At 75.3% G+C, this 12,988-nt stretch carries 12 protein-coding genes and 1 riboswitch; of the genes, 8 read left to right on the plus strand and 4 right to left on the minus strand.

All coding sequences use genetic code 11. From position 1 onward, the window contains the following. Positions 1–5: 5 nt before the first annotated feature. A riboswitch (SAM riboswitch) is annotated at positions 6–138 on the minus strand. Between the two features lie 80 nt (positions 139–218). Then, positions 219–1,184, minus strand: coding sequence for a DMT family transporter (locus ABZW14_RS25500; RefSeq protein WP_355351039.1), 966 nt, complete (start codon positions 1,182–1,184; stop codon positions 219–221). Positions 1,185–1,274: 90 nt separating this feature from the next. Here ABZW14_RS25500 and ABZW14_RS25505 point away from each other — a divergent pair, with 90 nt between their 5' ends. Beyond that, entirely contained in the window at positions 1,275–1,583 is a 309-nt protein-coding gene (locus ABZW14_RS25505; RefSeq protein ID WP_355351041.1) for a metalloregulator ArsR/SmtB family transcription factor, read from the plus strand. A 77-nt stretch (positions 1,584–1,660) separates the two neighbouring features. Further along, positions 1,661–2,299, plus strand: coding sequence for a DUF4232 domain-containing protein (locus ABZW14_RS25510; RefSeq protein ID WP_355351043.1), 639 nt, complete (start codon positions 1,661–1,663; stop codon positions 2,297–2,299). 78 nt (positions 2,300–2,377) lie between these two features. Here ABZW14_RS25510 and ABZW14_RS25515 read toward each other — a convergent pair whose 3' ends face one another. The 3 genes from ABZW14_RS25515 to ABZW14_RS25525 all read right to left on the minus strand — a co-directional run bounded on the left by ABZW14_RS25515 (position 2,378) and on the right by ABZW14_RS25525 (position 6,695). Further along, positions 2,378–2,821, minus strand: coding sequence for a DoxX family protein (locus ABZW14_RS25515; RefSeq protein ID WP_355351045.1), 444 nt, complete (start codon positions 2,819–2,821; stop codon positions 2,378–2,380). 119 nt (positions 2,822–2,940) lie between these two features. Beyond that, the gene (locus ABZW14_RS25520; protein WP_355351047.1) at positions 2,941–3,825 is read right to left on the minus strand and encodes an ABC transporter permease subunit; all 885 of its coding nucleotides are present in this window, start codon (positions 3,823–3,825) and stop codon (positions 2,941–2,943) included. Then, positions 3,825–6,695 (minus strand): alpha/beta fold hydrolase, encoded by a 2,871-nt coding sequence (locus ABZW14_RS25525; protein WP_355351049.1) that lies wholly within the window; start codon positions 6,693–6,695, stop codon positions 3,825–3,827. The genes ABZW14_RS25520 and ABZW14_RS25525 overlap by 1 nt, the downstream gene beginning before the upstream one ends. Positions 6,696–7,072: 377 nt before the next feature. On the opposite strand from ABZW14_RS25525, the gene ABZW14_RS25530 reads away from it, so the two are divergent. The 6 genes from ABZW14_RS25530 to ABZW14_RS25555 are packed head-to-tail and all read left to right on the plus strand — an operon-like array spanning position 7,073 to position 12,963. After that, positions 7,073–8,242 (plus strand): hypothetical protein, encoded by a 1,170-nt coding sequence (locus ABZW14_RS25530; protein WP_355351051.1) that lies wholly within the window; start codon positions 7,073–7,075, stop codon positions 8,240–8,242. Continuing rightward, positions 8,229–10,811 (plus strand): nitrate- and nitrite sensing domain-containing protein, encoded by a 2,583-nt coding sequence (locus ABZW14_RS25535; protein ID WP_355351053.1) that lies wholly within the window; start codon positions 8,229–8,231, stop codon positions 10,809–10,811. Before ABZW14_RS25530 ends, ABZW14_RS25535 begins: the two co-directional genes overlap by 14 nt. Beyond that, the gene (locus ABZW14_RS25540; RefSeq protein WP_091267341.1) at positions 10,808–11,272 is read left to right on the plus strand and encodes a roadblock/LC7 domain-containing protein; all 465 of its coding nucleotides are present in this window, start codon (positions 10,808–10,810) and stop codon (positions 11,270–11,272) included. The genes ABZW14_RS25535 and ABZW14_RS25540 overlap by 4 nt, the downstream gene beginning before the upstream one ends. Further along, a complete protein-coding gene (locus ABZW14_RS25545; protein ID WP_355351056.1) occupies positions 11,269–11,718 on the plus strand; it encodes a DUF742 domain-containing protein in 450 nt (149 codons plus the stop codon). Before ABZW14_RS25540 ends, ABZW14_RS25545 begins: the two co-directional genes overlap by 4 nt. Further along, the gene (locus ABZW14_RS25550) at positions 11,696–12,448 is read left to right on the plus strand and encodes an ATP/GTP-binding protein (RefSeq protein ID WP_355351058.1); all 753 of its coding nucleotides are present in this window, start codon (positions 11,696–11,698) and stop codon (positions 12,446–12,448) included. The genes ABZW14_RS25545 and ABZW14_RS25550 overlap by 23 nt, the downstream gene beginning before the upstream one ends. A 44-nt stretch (positions 12,449–12,492) precedes the next feature. After that, complete coding sequence (locus ABZW14_RS25555; RefSeq protein ID WP_355351060.1) at positions 12,493–12,963, plus strand: hypothetical protein; 471 nt, start codon at positions 12,493–12,495, stop codon at positions 12,961–12,963. The last annotated feature ends 25 nt before the right edge of the window (positions 12,964–12,988 follow it).

Consider the following 12,988-nt stretch of genomic DNA (forward strand, 5'->3'; position numbering starts at 1 on the left):
AGTTCCTCTCATCTTTCCCCGCATCGCCGGGTGCGGCGGGGACGGAATTGGCACCTGCCCGCGGTCGCTCGTCGTCGAGCGCGCGGGTGGTTGCCGGGGCGTCATCGGGCCGTATCCCTCAGCCCCTCTGGATGAGGTATGCAGTTGTGCCGCCGAGTCTATGCGCGCGCCGGGGCGCTGCCGAGCCGGGTTCCCACGGTGTGAGCGCCCGGCCCGGGTCAGCGCGCGACGACCGCGACCGGCTCGACCACCGCGGGGTGGTCGGTCACCGCGACCGCCGCCGGGGCGGCGGGCGCCTTCCGGGTACGGGTGACCAGGTTCGCGGCCACCAGGGCGGCCACGGTCAGCCCGGCGCCGACCAGCTCCACCGCGCCCGGCCGGTAGCCACGCAGGAGCTGGACCGCGAACGTGGTCACCGGCACCAGGTTCATGAACAGCGCGGCGTCGGCGGGCCCGAGCCGGCGCACGCCGGTGTTCCAGGCCAGGCCCGCGACGACGGCGGCGATCAGCACCGCGTACGCGAGCTGGGGCGAGACCGCGACGAGATCGGCGGCGGCCGGCGCGTGCTGGAGCCCGGTGAGGTCGGCGACCGCGCTGACGGCGAACAGGGCGAGCGCGCCGGCGACGGAGGTCAGCGTGGTGTAGCGCAGCGGCGACCACTCGGGGAACCGGCTCGCCCCGTGGGTGTAGAACGCCCAGCCGAGCACCGCGCCGACCATGAGCAGCCCGCCCAGACCGAACTCGCCCAGCCCGTCGAGCCGGCCGCGGGTGATCACCAGGCCGACGCCGACGAGCGCGACCAGGGAGAGGCCGAGCAGCGCGGGCCGGGGCCGTACGCCGTCCCGCGCCCAGCGGACCAGTTGGGTGACCACCGGCACGGTGGCGGCGAACAGGGCGACCTGCTGCGGCGCGGCCATCCCGAGCGCGAGGTTGGTGAGCGTGTTGAAGCCGGCAAAGCCGAGCGCGCCGAGCAGCAGCACCTCGGTCCCGCGTCGCGCAGTGCCCAGGGCGGCCACCCCTTCCCGGGCCAGGAGCAGGGCGACCAGCACGGCGGTGGCGAGCACGTACCGGGCGGTGGTCAGGTTGAGCGCGTCCACCCGGCCGAGCGCGCTGGCCAGCACGGGGAACATGACGCCCCAGCTGAGCGCCGCGAAGAGCGGGAAGAAGGCGGAACGGGAACGCATCGCGGCTCCAATGTTCGAGTATCGTCGAACCAACGGAGCCGACTCTAGGAGGTTGTTCGACGAATGTCGAACATGGGTTACGCTGGTCACATGGAGCTGCACGAACCCGAACTGCGCGAGGTGCCGGTCACCGCCGTGCTGGCCGCCCTGGCCGACGACGTCCGGCTGCAGATCGTGCGCACCCTCGCCGAGGGCGGCGGCGAGTACGCCTGCGGCACCTTCGAGTTCGGGGTCTCCAAGGCGACCCGCAGCCACCACCTGAAGGTGCTGCGCGAGGCCGGGCTGACCCGGACCCGGGTCGCCGGCACGAGCCGTTACGTGCGGTTGCGCCGCGAGGAGCTGGAGCGCCTCTACCCGGGGCTGCTCGACGCGGTCCTCGCCGCACCCACCCGCGCCTGACCGCGAGGCCACGCCGCACCCGCCCGCGCCCGATCCCCGGGCCATGCCGGACGGCCGAGGGCTGGGATGATCGGCGGATGCGGACGGCGGCGGCACGGCTCGGAGCACTCGCGAGCGTGGCGCTGCTCAGCGCGTGCGCCCCGGTGGCGACACCGGAACGGATGCCCGCTCCGGCCCCGCCCAGCCCGGCCGCCAGCACGTCACCACCGCCACCGGCCTGCTCGCCGGAGGGAATCCGCATCACCGAGCTCGGGGTGAGCGCCGCCATGGGCCTCCGGGCCATGGGCCTGGAGCTGGTCAACTGCGGCAACCGCCCGTACGTGCTGCGCGGTTACCCGGCGCCCAGCCTCCGGGACGCCGACGGGGACCCGTTGACGGTGAAGGTGATCCCCGGGGCGCGCCCGATCACGTCCGGCTTCGACCAGCCGCCCGACCGGATCGTCCTGCGCCCCGGCGAGCGGGCCGGCGCCGCACTGCTCTGGCGCAACCTGGTCACCGACAGCACGGTGGTGGCGAGCAACGCGGCCCACCTCGACGTCGCCCCACTGCCGGGCAGACCCGCCCATCCGGTCGAGCTGGACGGCCCGATCGACCTCGGCAACACCGGTCGCCTCGGGGTGAGCGCCTGGAGGCGGTACGACGGCCCAGCAGCGACGCAACCGCCTGCCCCAACCGGCCCACCCTCCACAGCCCCCACCCCCGACAGCCGCCTCTGACGGTCGCCCATCAGATCTTGGTAGGAAAACGACCCCCATAGGGGCCACTTCCTGCCAAGATGTCGAGGACGAGGCTGGTCAGGCCGGGACCGAGGAGTGGGCGGCGGGTTCGGCGGCGACCGGGGGGCGGCGGGAGAGCAGCGCGTCCAGGGCCCAGGTGCCCGGACCGAGGACCGCGACGAGCAGGAACGACCAGCAGAAGAGCGCGGCCGGCTCGCCGCCGTTGCGCAGCGGCAGTGCGCCGTCCGGCTGGTGCACCACGAAGTACGCGTACGCCATCGAGCCGGAGGCGAGCAGGGCCGCGGGCCGGGTCAGCAGGCCGACGGGCACCAGCACGCCGCAGACGAGCTGGATCAGCGCGGCCCACCACCCCGGCCACTCGCCCACCGGGAGCGCCCTGCCGGTCATGGGGTTGCCGCCCAGGACGCCGAAGAGCGACGCCGCGCCGTGGCAGAGGAAGAGCAGGCCGGTGACCATGCGGAACAGGGAGAGCACGGGACCGTTCAGTCGCGCCGGGACCATCGAAGCCTCCATAGATAGGGATGGATATCCCCAGCATGGAGCAAGAAGGCATCGAGGGTTACTGATTCCTTAGGTGTGGGACGAGTTTGTGGGAACGCTCCCATCCTACTCTCGTGCGCTCAGCTCGTGACGTCCTTGCGGGTGAAGCGCCAGAAGGCCAGACCCCAGAACAGGGTGGCGTAGGCGATCGCCGAGATGGCCCCCCGCACCACGTCGTCGGTCTGCACCGGCGTGGACAGCAGCCCCAGCCAGGCGCTGCTGTAGTGGGTGGGCAGGAACGCGCGCAGCCCGCCCAGCGCGGTGATCTGGTCGAGGATGCTGGAGAGGATCCAGAGCAGCACCGCACCGCCGACCGCGCCCAGAGCGGCATCCGTGGTCACCGAGAGCAGGAACGCCAGGCCGGCCACCACCAGCAGCACGACCGCCAGGTAGCCGAGCACGGCGAGCAGGCGGACCAGGCCCTCCCCCGGGGCCAGCTCGGCGGCGACCTGGCTGCGCAGCGGCGACCAGCCGTAGCGCAGGGTGCCGGCGAGCAGGGCGGTGCCGAAGAGCAGCACCAGCGCCAGCGCCGAGTAGACGAGCGCGACCACCAGCTTCACCGTGAGCAGCCGGGCCCGGGGCACGGGGACGGCCAGCAGGTAGCGCAGGCTGCCCCAGCTCGCCTCGCTGGCCACGGTGTCACCGCAGAACAGCGCCACCACCACGACCAGCAGGAAGGACGACGACACGAAGATCGAGAAGAGGGTGAAGTTCAGGCCGCCCGAGGTGGCCAGGTCGACCAGGCTGGAGAACTCGTTCCGGCCGTTCCGGTCGTCGTTGCCGGAGTCGAACTGGAACGCGATCAGGATGATCAGCGGCAGCAGCACCATGAACCCCAGCGCGAGCTGCGTACGCCGCCGCGACGCCTGCCGGCGGAACTCGGCCAGGAACGGCAGCGTCGCCGACGGCCGGTAGCCCGCCGCCGCACCGCCGCGGACCACCGTGCCCACGTTGGACTCCGCCATCACCGGTCCCCGCTTCCCCGAGAGTTCTCGCCGACCAGGGCGAGGAACGCGTCCTCCAGGCGTCGCCGGGGCACCACCCGGTCCACCCTGATGCCGGCCCGGACCAGCTCGGCCACCACCTCGCTGCGGGCGGTGCCGTTGGTGTCCACCACCAGTCCGCCGTCGCCGTCGGGCAGCACCCGTACGCCGGCCAGCCGGCCGAGCACGCCGCGCGCCGCGTCCGGGTCACTCACGTCGAACAGCACGCTCGGCGACTCGCCGACGATCTCCTCGACCGGGCCGGACGCGACGATCCGCCCCTTGTTCACGACCACGGCGTGGGTGCAGGTCTGCTCCACCTCGGCCAGCAGGTGGCTGGAGACCAGCACCGCCCGGCCGTCGGTGGCGTAGCGCTGGAGCACCCGGCGCATCTCGGCGATCTGCGGCGGATCGAGCCCGTCCGTCGGCTCGTCGAGCACCAGCAGCTCGGGCAGGCCCAGCATGGCCTGTGCGATGGCCAGCCGCTGGCGCATGCCGTGGCTGTAGTTCTTCGTCCGCCGGTGCACCGAGTCGCCCAGACCGGCGATCTCCAGCGCCTCGTCGAAGTGCGCGTCCGCCCACGGCCGGCCGGTGGCCCGCCAGTACGCCCGCAGGTTCTCGATGCCGGACAGGTGCGGCAGGAAGCCCGGCCCCTCGACCAGCGCGCCGATGCGGGAGAGCACCGGCGAGCCCGGCACCAGCCGGTGCCCGAAGACGTAGATCTCGCCGTCCGTGGGCTGGGTCAGCCCCATGAGCACCCGCAGCGTGGTGGTCTTGCCGGCGCCGTTCGGCCCGAGCAGGCCGACCACCTGACCGGGGTGCACCTCGAAGTCCACGTCGGAGACGGCGACGAAGCCGTCTGCGTACTCCTTGCGCAGGTTGCGGACGGCGAGCGGGACGCCCGCGTACGCCGGGTGCACCGAGTCGTCGTGGCGGCGGTGGCGGCGGCGGGCGACCAGGACGACCACGACGAGCCCGACCGCGATCGCGGCGAGCAGGCCGACCAGCACCCAGCGCCAGACCGTGGCGGTGGTGGGGATGGGCGTGGCGTCGACCGTGGGCAGGACCAGCGGACCGTCACCGAGCGCCACCGTGTGCACGGCCGGCTCGGCCGGGGTTGCGTACGCCTGGTCAGAGGTGGCCACCACGACCCGCAGCCGGTGCCCGGCCTCGATCCGGCGGACGATCGCCGGCAGGGTGACGGTGACCGGCTGCGCCGCCTCGACGGTCCGGGGCAGGCCGGTCAGCCGGACCGGCGCGACCAGGCCGTCCGGCAGCGTGGCCGCGCCCTGCGGGTCGACGTCGTAGAGCTTCACGAAGAGCACCGCCTCGCCGGTCGACGAGGCGGCCCGGATCCGCACGGCCGGTGCGCCGACCACGTCGACCGGTTCGGGCAGCGGCGCGGACTCGAAGCGGGCGTGCTGGCCGGGGATGTCGCCGGCCACACCGTCGAGCAGCGAGCCGAGAGCCCCGGCGAACGGCACCGACGAGATGGCCGCCGGGTTGCCGTTGGGCGGGTTCGCGACCGGCTGGGCCGGCCCGGCCAGGGTCACCTCGCGACGGCCCTGCCCGGTCACGCCCGGGTAGTCGGCGGTGCGGTAACCGGTGGCCACGAGGCCCCGGTCCAGCGCGTCGAACCCGGCGATCCGGGAGAAGGTGAAGGTGTCGCCGGGCGCCTCCCCCTCGCCCCGGACGTAGTGGTCGAGCCACTGCGCGGTCAGGAACTTCACCCGGTCGGAGTCCGAGGTCGGTCCGGCGCCGCCGTCGTGGCCGCCGGTGAACCAGGCGACCCGCACCGGGGTGCCGGCGGCGGCGATGCCCCGGGCGTTGGCGTCGGCCTCGGTGAGCGGGAACAGGGTGTCGGCCTCGCCCTGCACCAGCAGGGTGGGTGCCGTGATCCGGTCGAGCACCCCGGCCGGCGAGGAGCGGCGCAGCAGGTCGACCGCGGGGCCGTCGGCCCGGCCGGTGGTGGCGATCCGCAGGTACGCGGCGCAGACGTCGGCGGCGAACCGGCCGCAGGACGGGTCCGCGGCGCCGGCCGGGGCACGGCCGGGGCCGGTGCCCGGACCACCGCCGGGCTGGGGGCTGGGCGCGCCGGCCGACGCCGGGGCGCCCTCCGGCTGCGCCGCACCGGTGCCGGAGAGCCCGGCCGGGCCGGAGCCGGCGTTGCCGCCGCCGCCGAAGAAGATGCCGGCCCAGCCCTTCTTGAACACGCCCTCGGTGGGCGCCTTGCCGGTGCTCTCCGGCAGGAAGGCGCGGGACAGGTCGTTCCAGGTGATCATCGGGACGATCGCGTCGACCCGGCGGTCCTGCGCGGCCAGCAGCAGGGCCAGGCCGCCGCCGTACGAGCCGCCGACCACGCCGACCCGGGGGTCGCCGGCCGCGTCGAGGCGGATGTCCGGGCGGGCCGCGAGCCGGTCCAGCAGGCGCTGGGCGTCCCGCACCTCGTAGTCGGGGCTGTCCAGGTGGATCTCGCCGCCGCTGCGCCCGAAGCCGCGGGCGGTCCAGGTGAGCACCGCGTAGCCCCGGGCCACCAGGTCCTCCGCGTCGGAGCGGACCGACTCCTTGGTGCCGCCGAAACCGTGCGCCAGCAGCACCGCCGGGACGCGGTGCCGGGCCGAGGCGTCGTCGGGCAGGTAGAGGGTGGTGTCCAGGTCGACCGGCTCGTCGCCGGACGGGCCCGAGCGGACGGTCACCAGCGCGGACTCGGTGCGGAAGTCGGTGCCGTCCGGGCGGGCGGCCCAAACCAGGGCGGCGGCGACCAGGACGACCACCACCACCGTGGCGACGAGCCGGCGAGGGCGGCTGGCCAGGGCGCGCCGGATCCGCGCGACGGGCAGCGGTGATCTCATGCGGCACACGCTACGGGCCACCGGCTGAGCATTCCCTGAGATCCGCCGTACGTCCGTCCGGTTGCACCGTTCGTTGTCCGGGTCCCGTCGACCGCAGAAGGTCCAGAGCGTCCCAGCGGGATGAATTCGGATCCCGTGAAATCACATCTACGAGCGCAAATGCCGCCGATCACACCTGCTGTCAGGCCATATCGGACGCTCCGTAGGTGCAAGGTCAACCGGACGTCACGCGACCCGGAGTGACGCGAAGCCGACTCGGCGACCACGCTCCCAGCCGCACCCGATTCGATTACTTTTCCGGTCCGGTGCACGGGACTGCGGAAACGGCGACCCCCCGGCTCCGGACCGTCCCCCGCCGTCGCCGGAGGAGACCGACCATGACCGTCCCCGCGCCGCGGGTCCGCCGACGGCCCTCCGTACCGGGCCGCGCCCTGCCCCTGCTGCTGGTTCTGGCGCTGCTGGCCCCGCTGGGCCTGCTCTTCGCCCAGACCGACGGGCACACCGGCGACGACCGCGAGCTGGCGGCCCGGGAACGGCTCGGCGTCCGGTACCTGCGCGCGCTCGGGCCGGTCACGGACGCGCTGACCGACGCGCAGACCACGGCGGTCGCCGGCCGGCCGGTCTCCCGGACGGCGCTCACCGCCGCCGTCGAGCAGGCGGCGCAGGTGGACAGCGCGATCGGCGACCAGCTCCGCACCCGGGAACGCTGGGCCGGCGTACGGGCCAAGCTGGAGGCCCTGCCGGAGCGCGGGCTCGCCGGCCCGCAGGCGGCCTTCCAGGCGTACGCCGAGGTCACCGACCTGCTGCTGGCCCTGCACCGGAAGGTCCGGGAGTCCTCCGGCCTGATCCGCGACCCGCGCTCCGACTCGTTCTTCCTCCAGGACTCCATCGGCGGGGACCTGCCCGCGGCCATGGTCGCCGCCGGCCGCCTCGCCGACGTGGCCACCCTCGCCCCGAGCCGGCCCGCGGCGGACCGCCCCAGGACCGTCGCCGAGCTGGCCGAACTCCGGGTCGCCGCCCTCGGGCCGGCCACCGACCTGGTGGACGACCTGCGGGCCGCCGTCGACAACTCGGAGAGCACCGACCTCGGTCCGACCGTGCTCACCCCGCTGGACACCTACCAGCGGTCGGTGGAGGCGCTGGCCGCGTTCTCGGCGCCGGCCGGGGCGGCCGGGCCCGATCCGGTCCAGCTCGGCGCCGCGCGGCGCGGCGCGCAGTCGGCCGCCGCCCAGCTCCGGCAGGTCATCCTCGACCAGCTCGACGCGCTGCTGGCGGAGCGCCTCGACGGGCTCGACCGGGACCGCTGGCTGGCCCGGACCGCCGTCGCGGTGGCCGGCGTGCTGCTCGCCGTGCTGGCCGGGGTGCTGCTCAGCGCGCTGCGGCGCGCCCGTCGCCGGGCCGCCGAGGCGGACCGCGAGCCTGCCGAGGCGGGACCGCTTCCGGCCGCGACCCGCCCGGAGCCGCCCGCCGACGGCGAACTCCTGGTGGTCGGCGGCGGGCGGGCCGGCGAAGCCGAGCGGTGGAGGCCGTTCGATGCTGCTCGGTAGGCTCCGGATCCGCGGCAGGCTCGCCCTGCTGGTCATCATCCCGCTGCTCAGCATGGTCGGGCTGGCCGTGCCGGTCGTCCTCGACCGGGTCGCCGCCGCCCAGCGGGCCTCCGACATCGCCGACACCGTCCGGGTGGCCAGCCGCATCGGCAGCCTCGTGCAGGACCTCCAGCAGGAACGGCTGCTCTCGGTGGGGTCGCTGCTCGGCCGGGTGACCCGCACCGAGCTGATCCAGAAGTCCGCCGCCGTGGACGACCGGGTCGCCGACCTGCGGGCCGAGCCGCTGCCGGCGCCGGTCCGGACGGCCCTCGACGGGGTACGCACGCTGGCCGACCTGCGGACCGCCGTGCTCGCCGGCGAGGCCACGCCGGACGAGATCATGAATGCGTTCCGCACCGTCGACATGGCGCTCATCGAGTCGCTCCGGCTGCCGTTCCAGGTCGACACCGGCACCTCGGCCGGGCGGCAGGTGCTGGCGCTGGACGCCCTGCTCCGCGCCGACGAGGGGCTGGGCGCCTGCGCCACGCTGATCGTGCTGGTCAAGACGACGGGCGACCCGAAGGTGGCCGGCTCGTACATCGCCTGCATGGCCGCCCTCATGGTGGACACCCGCCGGTTCCGCAGCCTGATCACGCCGGAGCAGACCCGGCTGGCCATGCTGGACGACGCGGCGGTCGCCGCGCGGACCAGTCCCACCTTCCTGGTCGACAGCCAGAAGGACCCGGTGGCGGCGATCGCGGCCGTGCCGGTCGACGCGCTGTTCCCCTCGGTCCGCTCGATGATCACCCTCGGCCAGTTCGTGGAGAAGAAGATCGTCGCGGACGTCATCGCCGAGACCCGGAACGAGCAGCGGGACGCGCTCGCCGCCGCCTGGCTGGTCAGCGCGGCGGCCGCCGCGATCCTGCTCACCGTGGTGCTGCTCGGCATGGCGGTGGCCCGGACCGTGGCCCGGCCGCTGACCCGGCTCACCCGCTCCGCGGACCGGGTCGCCCGGGTCGCCGAGGCCGAGCTGACCCGGGTGGTCGACGACGAGGCCGAGGCGCTCGCGCCGGTCCGCCTCGACCCGATCGACGTCCGGGCGCGGGACGAGATCGGCGACCTGGCCCGCGCCTTCGAACGGGTGCAGCGCACCGCCGCGCGGCTGGTCGAGCGGCAGGTGGCCGGCCGGCGCAACGTGGCGCAGATGTTCGGTCACGTCGGCCGGCGTACGCAGAACCTGGTCGGCCGGCAGATCGCCCTCATCGACCGGCTGGAGCGGCAGGAGACCGACCCGGGGCGGCTGGAGCACCTGTACCGCCTCGACCACATCTCCAGCCGTCTGCGCCGCAACGCCGGCAGCCTCGTGGTGCTCTCCGGCGCGACCGGCTCGGACGGGCACGTCGCGCCGGTGCCGCTGGGCGACCTGGTCCGGCTCGCGCTCGGCGAGATCGAGGACTACACCCGGGTGGACGTGCAGGTCCCCCCCGGGGTGTCGGCGGGGCCGGCGATCGCCGGCGACCTGGTGCTCGCGCTGGCCGAGCTCATGGAGAACGCGACCGCCTTCTCCCCGCCGCACACCCGGGTGCTGGTGGCCGGCGAGCAGACCGACGGCGGCGCCCGGCTCACCGTGGTGGACCGCGGCATCGGCATGACCGAGGAGCGCCTCGCCGCGGAGAACGCGCGGCTCACCCGCCGGGAACGGCTGGACCTGGCCCCGACCGAGGTGCTGGGGCTCTTCGTCGTGGGCCGGCTGGCCCGCCGGCACGGCTGGGACGTCCGGCTGGCCGCGACCGCCGGCGGCGGGGTGACGGCCCACGTGGAGATCCCGGCCGCCCTGCTGGTGGTCCGCCGTCCCGAGCGGGCCGGCGCGACCGTGGCGCGGGCCTCCGTGCCGTCCCGGGAGCGCCGGGCGCTGCCCGAGCCCACCCGGACCCCGGCCGCCGGCGAGCCGGCCGGCTTCGACGCGGCGCTGCTGAGCCGGGCCACCCGCAGCCTGGCGGCCGGGGAGTCCTGGAACGCCTTCGGCAGCCCGGCCGTCGAACCCGGGGCACCCGCCGGCGGACCGCCACCCGCCTGGCCGCCCGCCGTGGCGCCGGCCACACCGGCCCCGGCCACGCCCCGGCCCGGCGTCGCCGACCCGCCGACCCCGGTCGTCGGCCCGGCACCGGCCGCTCCCCCGGCCGCCGGGCCGGCGACCGGCCTCCCGCCCTCCGGGGCGGGACCGCTGATCCGGCAGCGGGTGCCCGGGGCGAGCCTGCCGCCCGCCGGTCCGGGCTTCGAGCCGGTGAGCGCCGCCACCGCCGACCCGGCCGCCGTCCGGGCCCTGGTCGAGGCGTTCCAGGACGGAGTACGCCGGGCCGAGGACGACACCGCCCCGGCCGTGCCCACCGCCGGCCGTCCCCGGCTCAGCCGCCGGGTGCCCGGGGCGAACCTGGCGGTGTCCCCGGTGCGGGCCGCCCCGCCGGCCCAACCGGAGCCCGGGGACCCGGCCGAGGTCCGCGACCTCATCACCGAGTTCGAGGCGGGCGTCGCCCGTGCTCTGCGCGAAGTCAGTCCAGCCCGCCGCTACGAAGAGGACCCATCACGGTGACCAGCCCGTTCCTGCACGACAACGCCGACCAGACCACCGCCGGCGGCCTCAGCCCGGAGGCGCGCACCTTCAACTGGCTGCTCGACTCGTTCACCTCCAGCACGGCCGGGGTGATGGAAGCGATCGCGGTCTCCTCGGACGGGCTGCTCATGGCCATGTCCGCCATCAAGGACCGGTCCAACGCGGAACGGCTGGCCGCGGTCGTCTCCGGCATGACCAGCCTCGCCGGGGGCGCGGCCAGCTGGTACGCGCTCGGCGGGTTGAACCGGGTGATCGTGGACATGGCCGAGGGCTACCTGCTGATCAGCGCGATCAGCAGCGGCTCGGTGCTCGGCGTGGTCGCCGACCGCTCCGCCAACCTGGGCACCGTGGCGTACGAGATGACGCTCTTCGCCGGCCGGGCCGGCGGCGCCCTGACCCCCCGGTTGATCGCCGAACTGAAGAACGCCGTCCAGCAATGACCCCGGAGGCGGCCGGCGAGGACCCGGAGCCGGAGCCCGGCACCCGGATCCGCCCCTTCCTGCGCGCGCCCTCACCCGGCCCCGGGCCGGACGCGGACGCCGGGGATCCGGCCGGCCCGCGTCCGTTCGTGCTGACCGCCGGCCGGGTCGACGGCGACCCGGCGATCGGCCTGGAGACCCAGGTGACCGCCCGCCCGGAGAGCGGCTCGTGGGCGGTGATCGCCCAGCTGCCCACGGAACTGGCGACGATCGTGGCGCTCTGCGCCGAACCGATCTCGGTCGCGGAGATCTCCGCCCGCACGCGGATGCACTTCGGCGTGACCCGGGTGCTGGTCGGCGACCTCCGCGCCGCCGGGCACCTCGACGTGCACCTCGGGGACGCCGACGACGCCCTCGACCCCGACCTCATCCTGCGAGTGATTGATGGACTCCGTGCGATCTCCTGAATGGCCGGCCGCCGCCGCCGGCGGCCCGGTCGCGAACAGCGCCGCCACCCGGTACGCCGCCCCGGCCGCCGCCGGCCCGCCGGCCGGCCGGACCGCCCCGCCGGCTCCGCCGCCGCCGTACCGGCCGCCCCAGGTGGCGGTCCCGACGGTCGGTCCGGTGGCCGCGCCGCGCGCGCCCGTCCCGGTGAAGATCCTCATCGCCGGTGGCTTCGGGGTGGGCAAGACCACCACGGTGGGCGCGATCTCCGAGATCGCCCCGCTGACCACCGAGGCGGAGATGACCAGCGCCGGGATCGGCGTCGACGACCCGGGCGCGGACTCGGACAAGACCACCACGACGGTCGCCATGGACTTCGGCTGCGTCACCATCGACCGCAGCCTCAAGCTCTACCTCTTCGGCACACCCGGTCAGGCCCGCTTCGGGTTCATGTGGGACGACCTGGCCCGGGGCGCGCTCGGCGCGCTCGTGGTGGTGGACAGCGCCCGGCTCGACGACTGCTATCCGGCGATCGACTTCTTCGAGCGGGCCGGGCTGCCCTTCGCGGTGGGGGTGAACGCCTTCGACGGCCGGCTGGCCCTCGACCTGCCCTCGATCCGCTGGGCGCTGGCGATCGGCGAGCACGTGCCGCTGGTGCAGTTCGACGCCCGGGACCGGCTCTCCGTACGGGACGCGCTGCTGGTCGTCCTCGACCGGGCGCTGCACCGGGCGACCCGGGAGAAAGGGGCCTGAACCGGCCGTCGGTTCGACCCGTGATCACGGAAGGGGTGGACGTGATGAGAGGTGATCTGGACGAGACCCTGGCCCGGCTGGCGCGGCGCGAGGAGGCGCGGCGCCGCCGGCCACCACTGGCGGGCGAGCCGGCCGGGCAGGCCGACGAGGCGGGGTGGGACGAGCGGGACGGGCGGGCGGAGCACGGCGCGTACCGGTTGCGTGGGGGCGACCTGCGGGACCCGGTCGAGGAGGTGGCCGAGGCGGTCCGCCGGGTGGTCGCCGAGCACCCCGGGCTCGCCGTCGTGGTGCGGGTGGAACTGGGCGGGCAGGCGTACCCGGTGCGGGTCGCCTGGTCCGGTCCGGAGGTGACGGTCGGTCCAGCGCCCGCGCCGGCGCCCCCGCCGGCCTGGCCCATGTCGGTGAAGACGGTGCCGGCACCCGGTCAGGACGGGATGGTCACCGACCCGGCGGCCCGGCTGGCCGAGATGATCCGGCGCGATCCCTCCCTGCTGGACGACACCGGCCCGCTCTGAAGGCCCACCGGCACGGCGTGGTGCC

The organism is Micromonospora sp. NPDC004551, from assembly GCF_040609975.1.
Taxonomy (GTDB): Bacteria; Actinomycetota; Actinomycetes; order Mycobacteriales; family Micromonosporaceae; genus Micromonospora.

Excerpts from the sequence above, each read along its gene's own strand:
- ABZW14_RS25515 (WP_355351045.1), bottom strand. The coding sequence starts at position 2,821 with ATGGTCCCGGCGCGACTGAACGGTCCCGTGCTCTCCCTGTTCCGCATG.
- ABZW14_RS25550 (WP_355351058.1), top strand. The coding sequence starts at position 11,696 with ATGGACTCCGTGCGATCTCCTGAATGGCCGGCCGCCGCCGCCGGCGGC.
- ABZW14_RS25525 (WP_355351049.1), bottom strand. The coding sequence starts at position 6,695 with ATGAGATCACCGCTGCCCGTCGCGCGGATCCGGCGCGCCCTGGCCAGC.
- ABZW14_RS25520 (WP_355351047.1), bottom strand. The coding sequence starts at position 3,825 with ATGGCGGAGTCCAACGTGGGCACGGTGGTCCGCGGCGGTGCGGCGGCG.
- ABZW14_RS25545 (WP_355351056.1), top strand. The coding sequence starts at position 11,269 with ATGACCCCGGAGGCGGCCGGCGAGGACCCGGAGCCGGAGCCCGGCACC.
- ABZW14_RS25510 (WP_355351043.1), top strand. The coding sequence starts at position 1,661 with ATGCGGACGGCGGCGGCACGGCTCGGAGCACTCGCGAGCGTGGCGCTG.
- ABZW14_RS25530 (WP_355351051.1), top strand. The coding sequence starts at position 7,073 with ATGACCGTCCCCGCGCCGCGGGTCCGCCGACGGCCCTCCGTACCGGGC.
- ABZW14_RS25500 (WP_355351039.1), bottom strand. The coding sequence starts at position 1,184 with ATGCGTTCCCGTTCCGCCTTCTTCCCGCTCTTCGCGGCGCTCAGCTGG.
- ABZW14_RS25505 (WP_355351041.1), top strand. The coding sequence starts at position 1,275 with ATGGAGCTGCACGAACCCGAACTGCGCGAGGTGCCGGTCACCGCCGTG.
- ABZW14_RS25555 (WP_355351060.1), top strand. The coding sequence starts at position 12,493 with ATGAGAGGTGATCTGGACGAGACCCTGGCCCGGCTGGCGCGGCGCGAG.
- ABZW14_RS25535 (WP_355351053.1), top strand. The coding sequence starts at position 8,229 with ATGCTGCTCGGTAGGCTCCGGATCCGCGGCAGGCTCGCCCTGCTGGTC.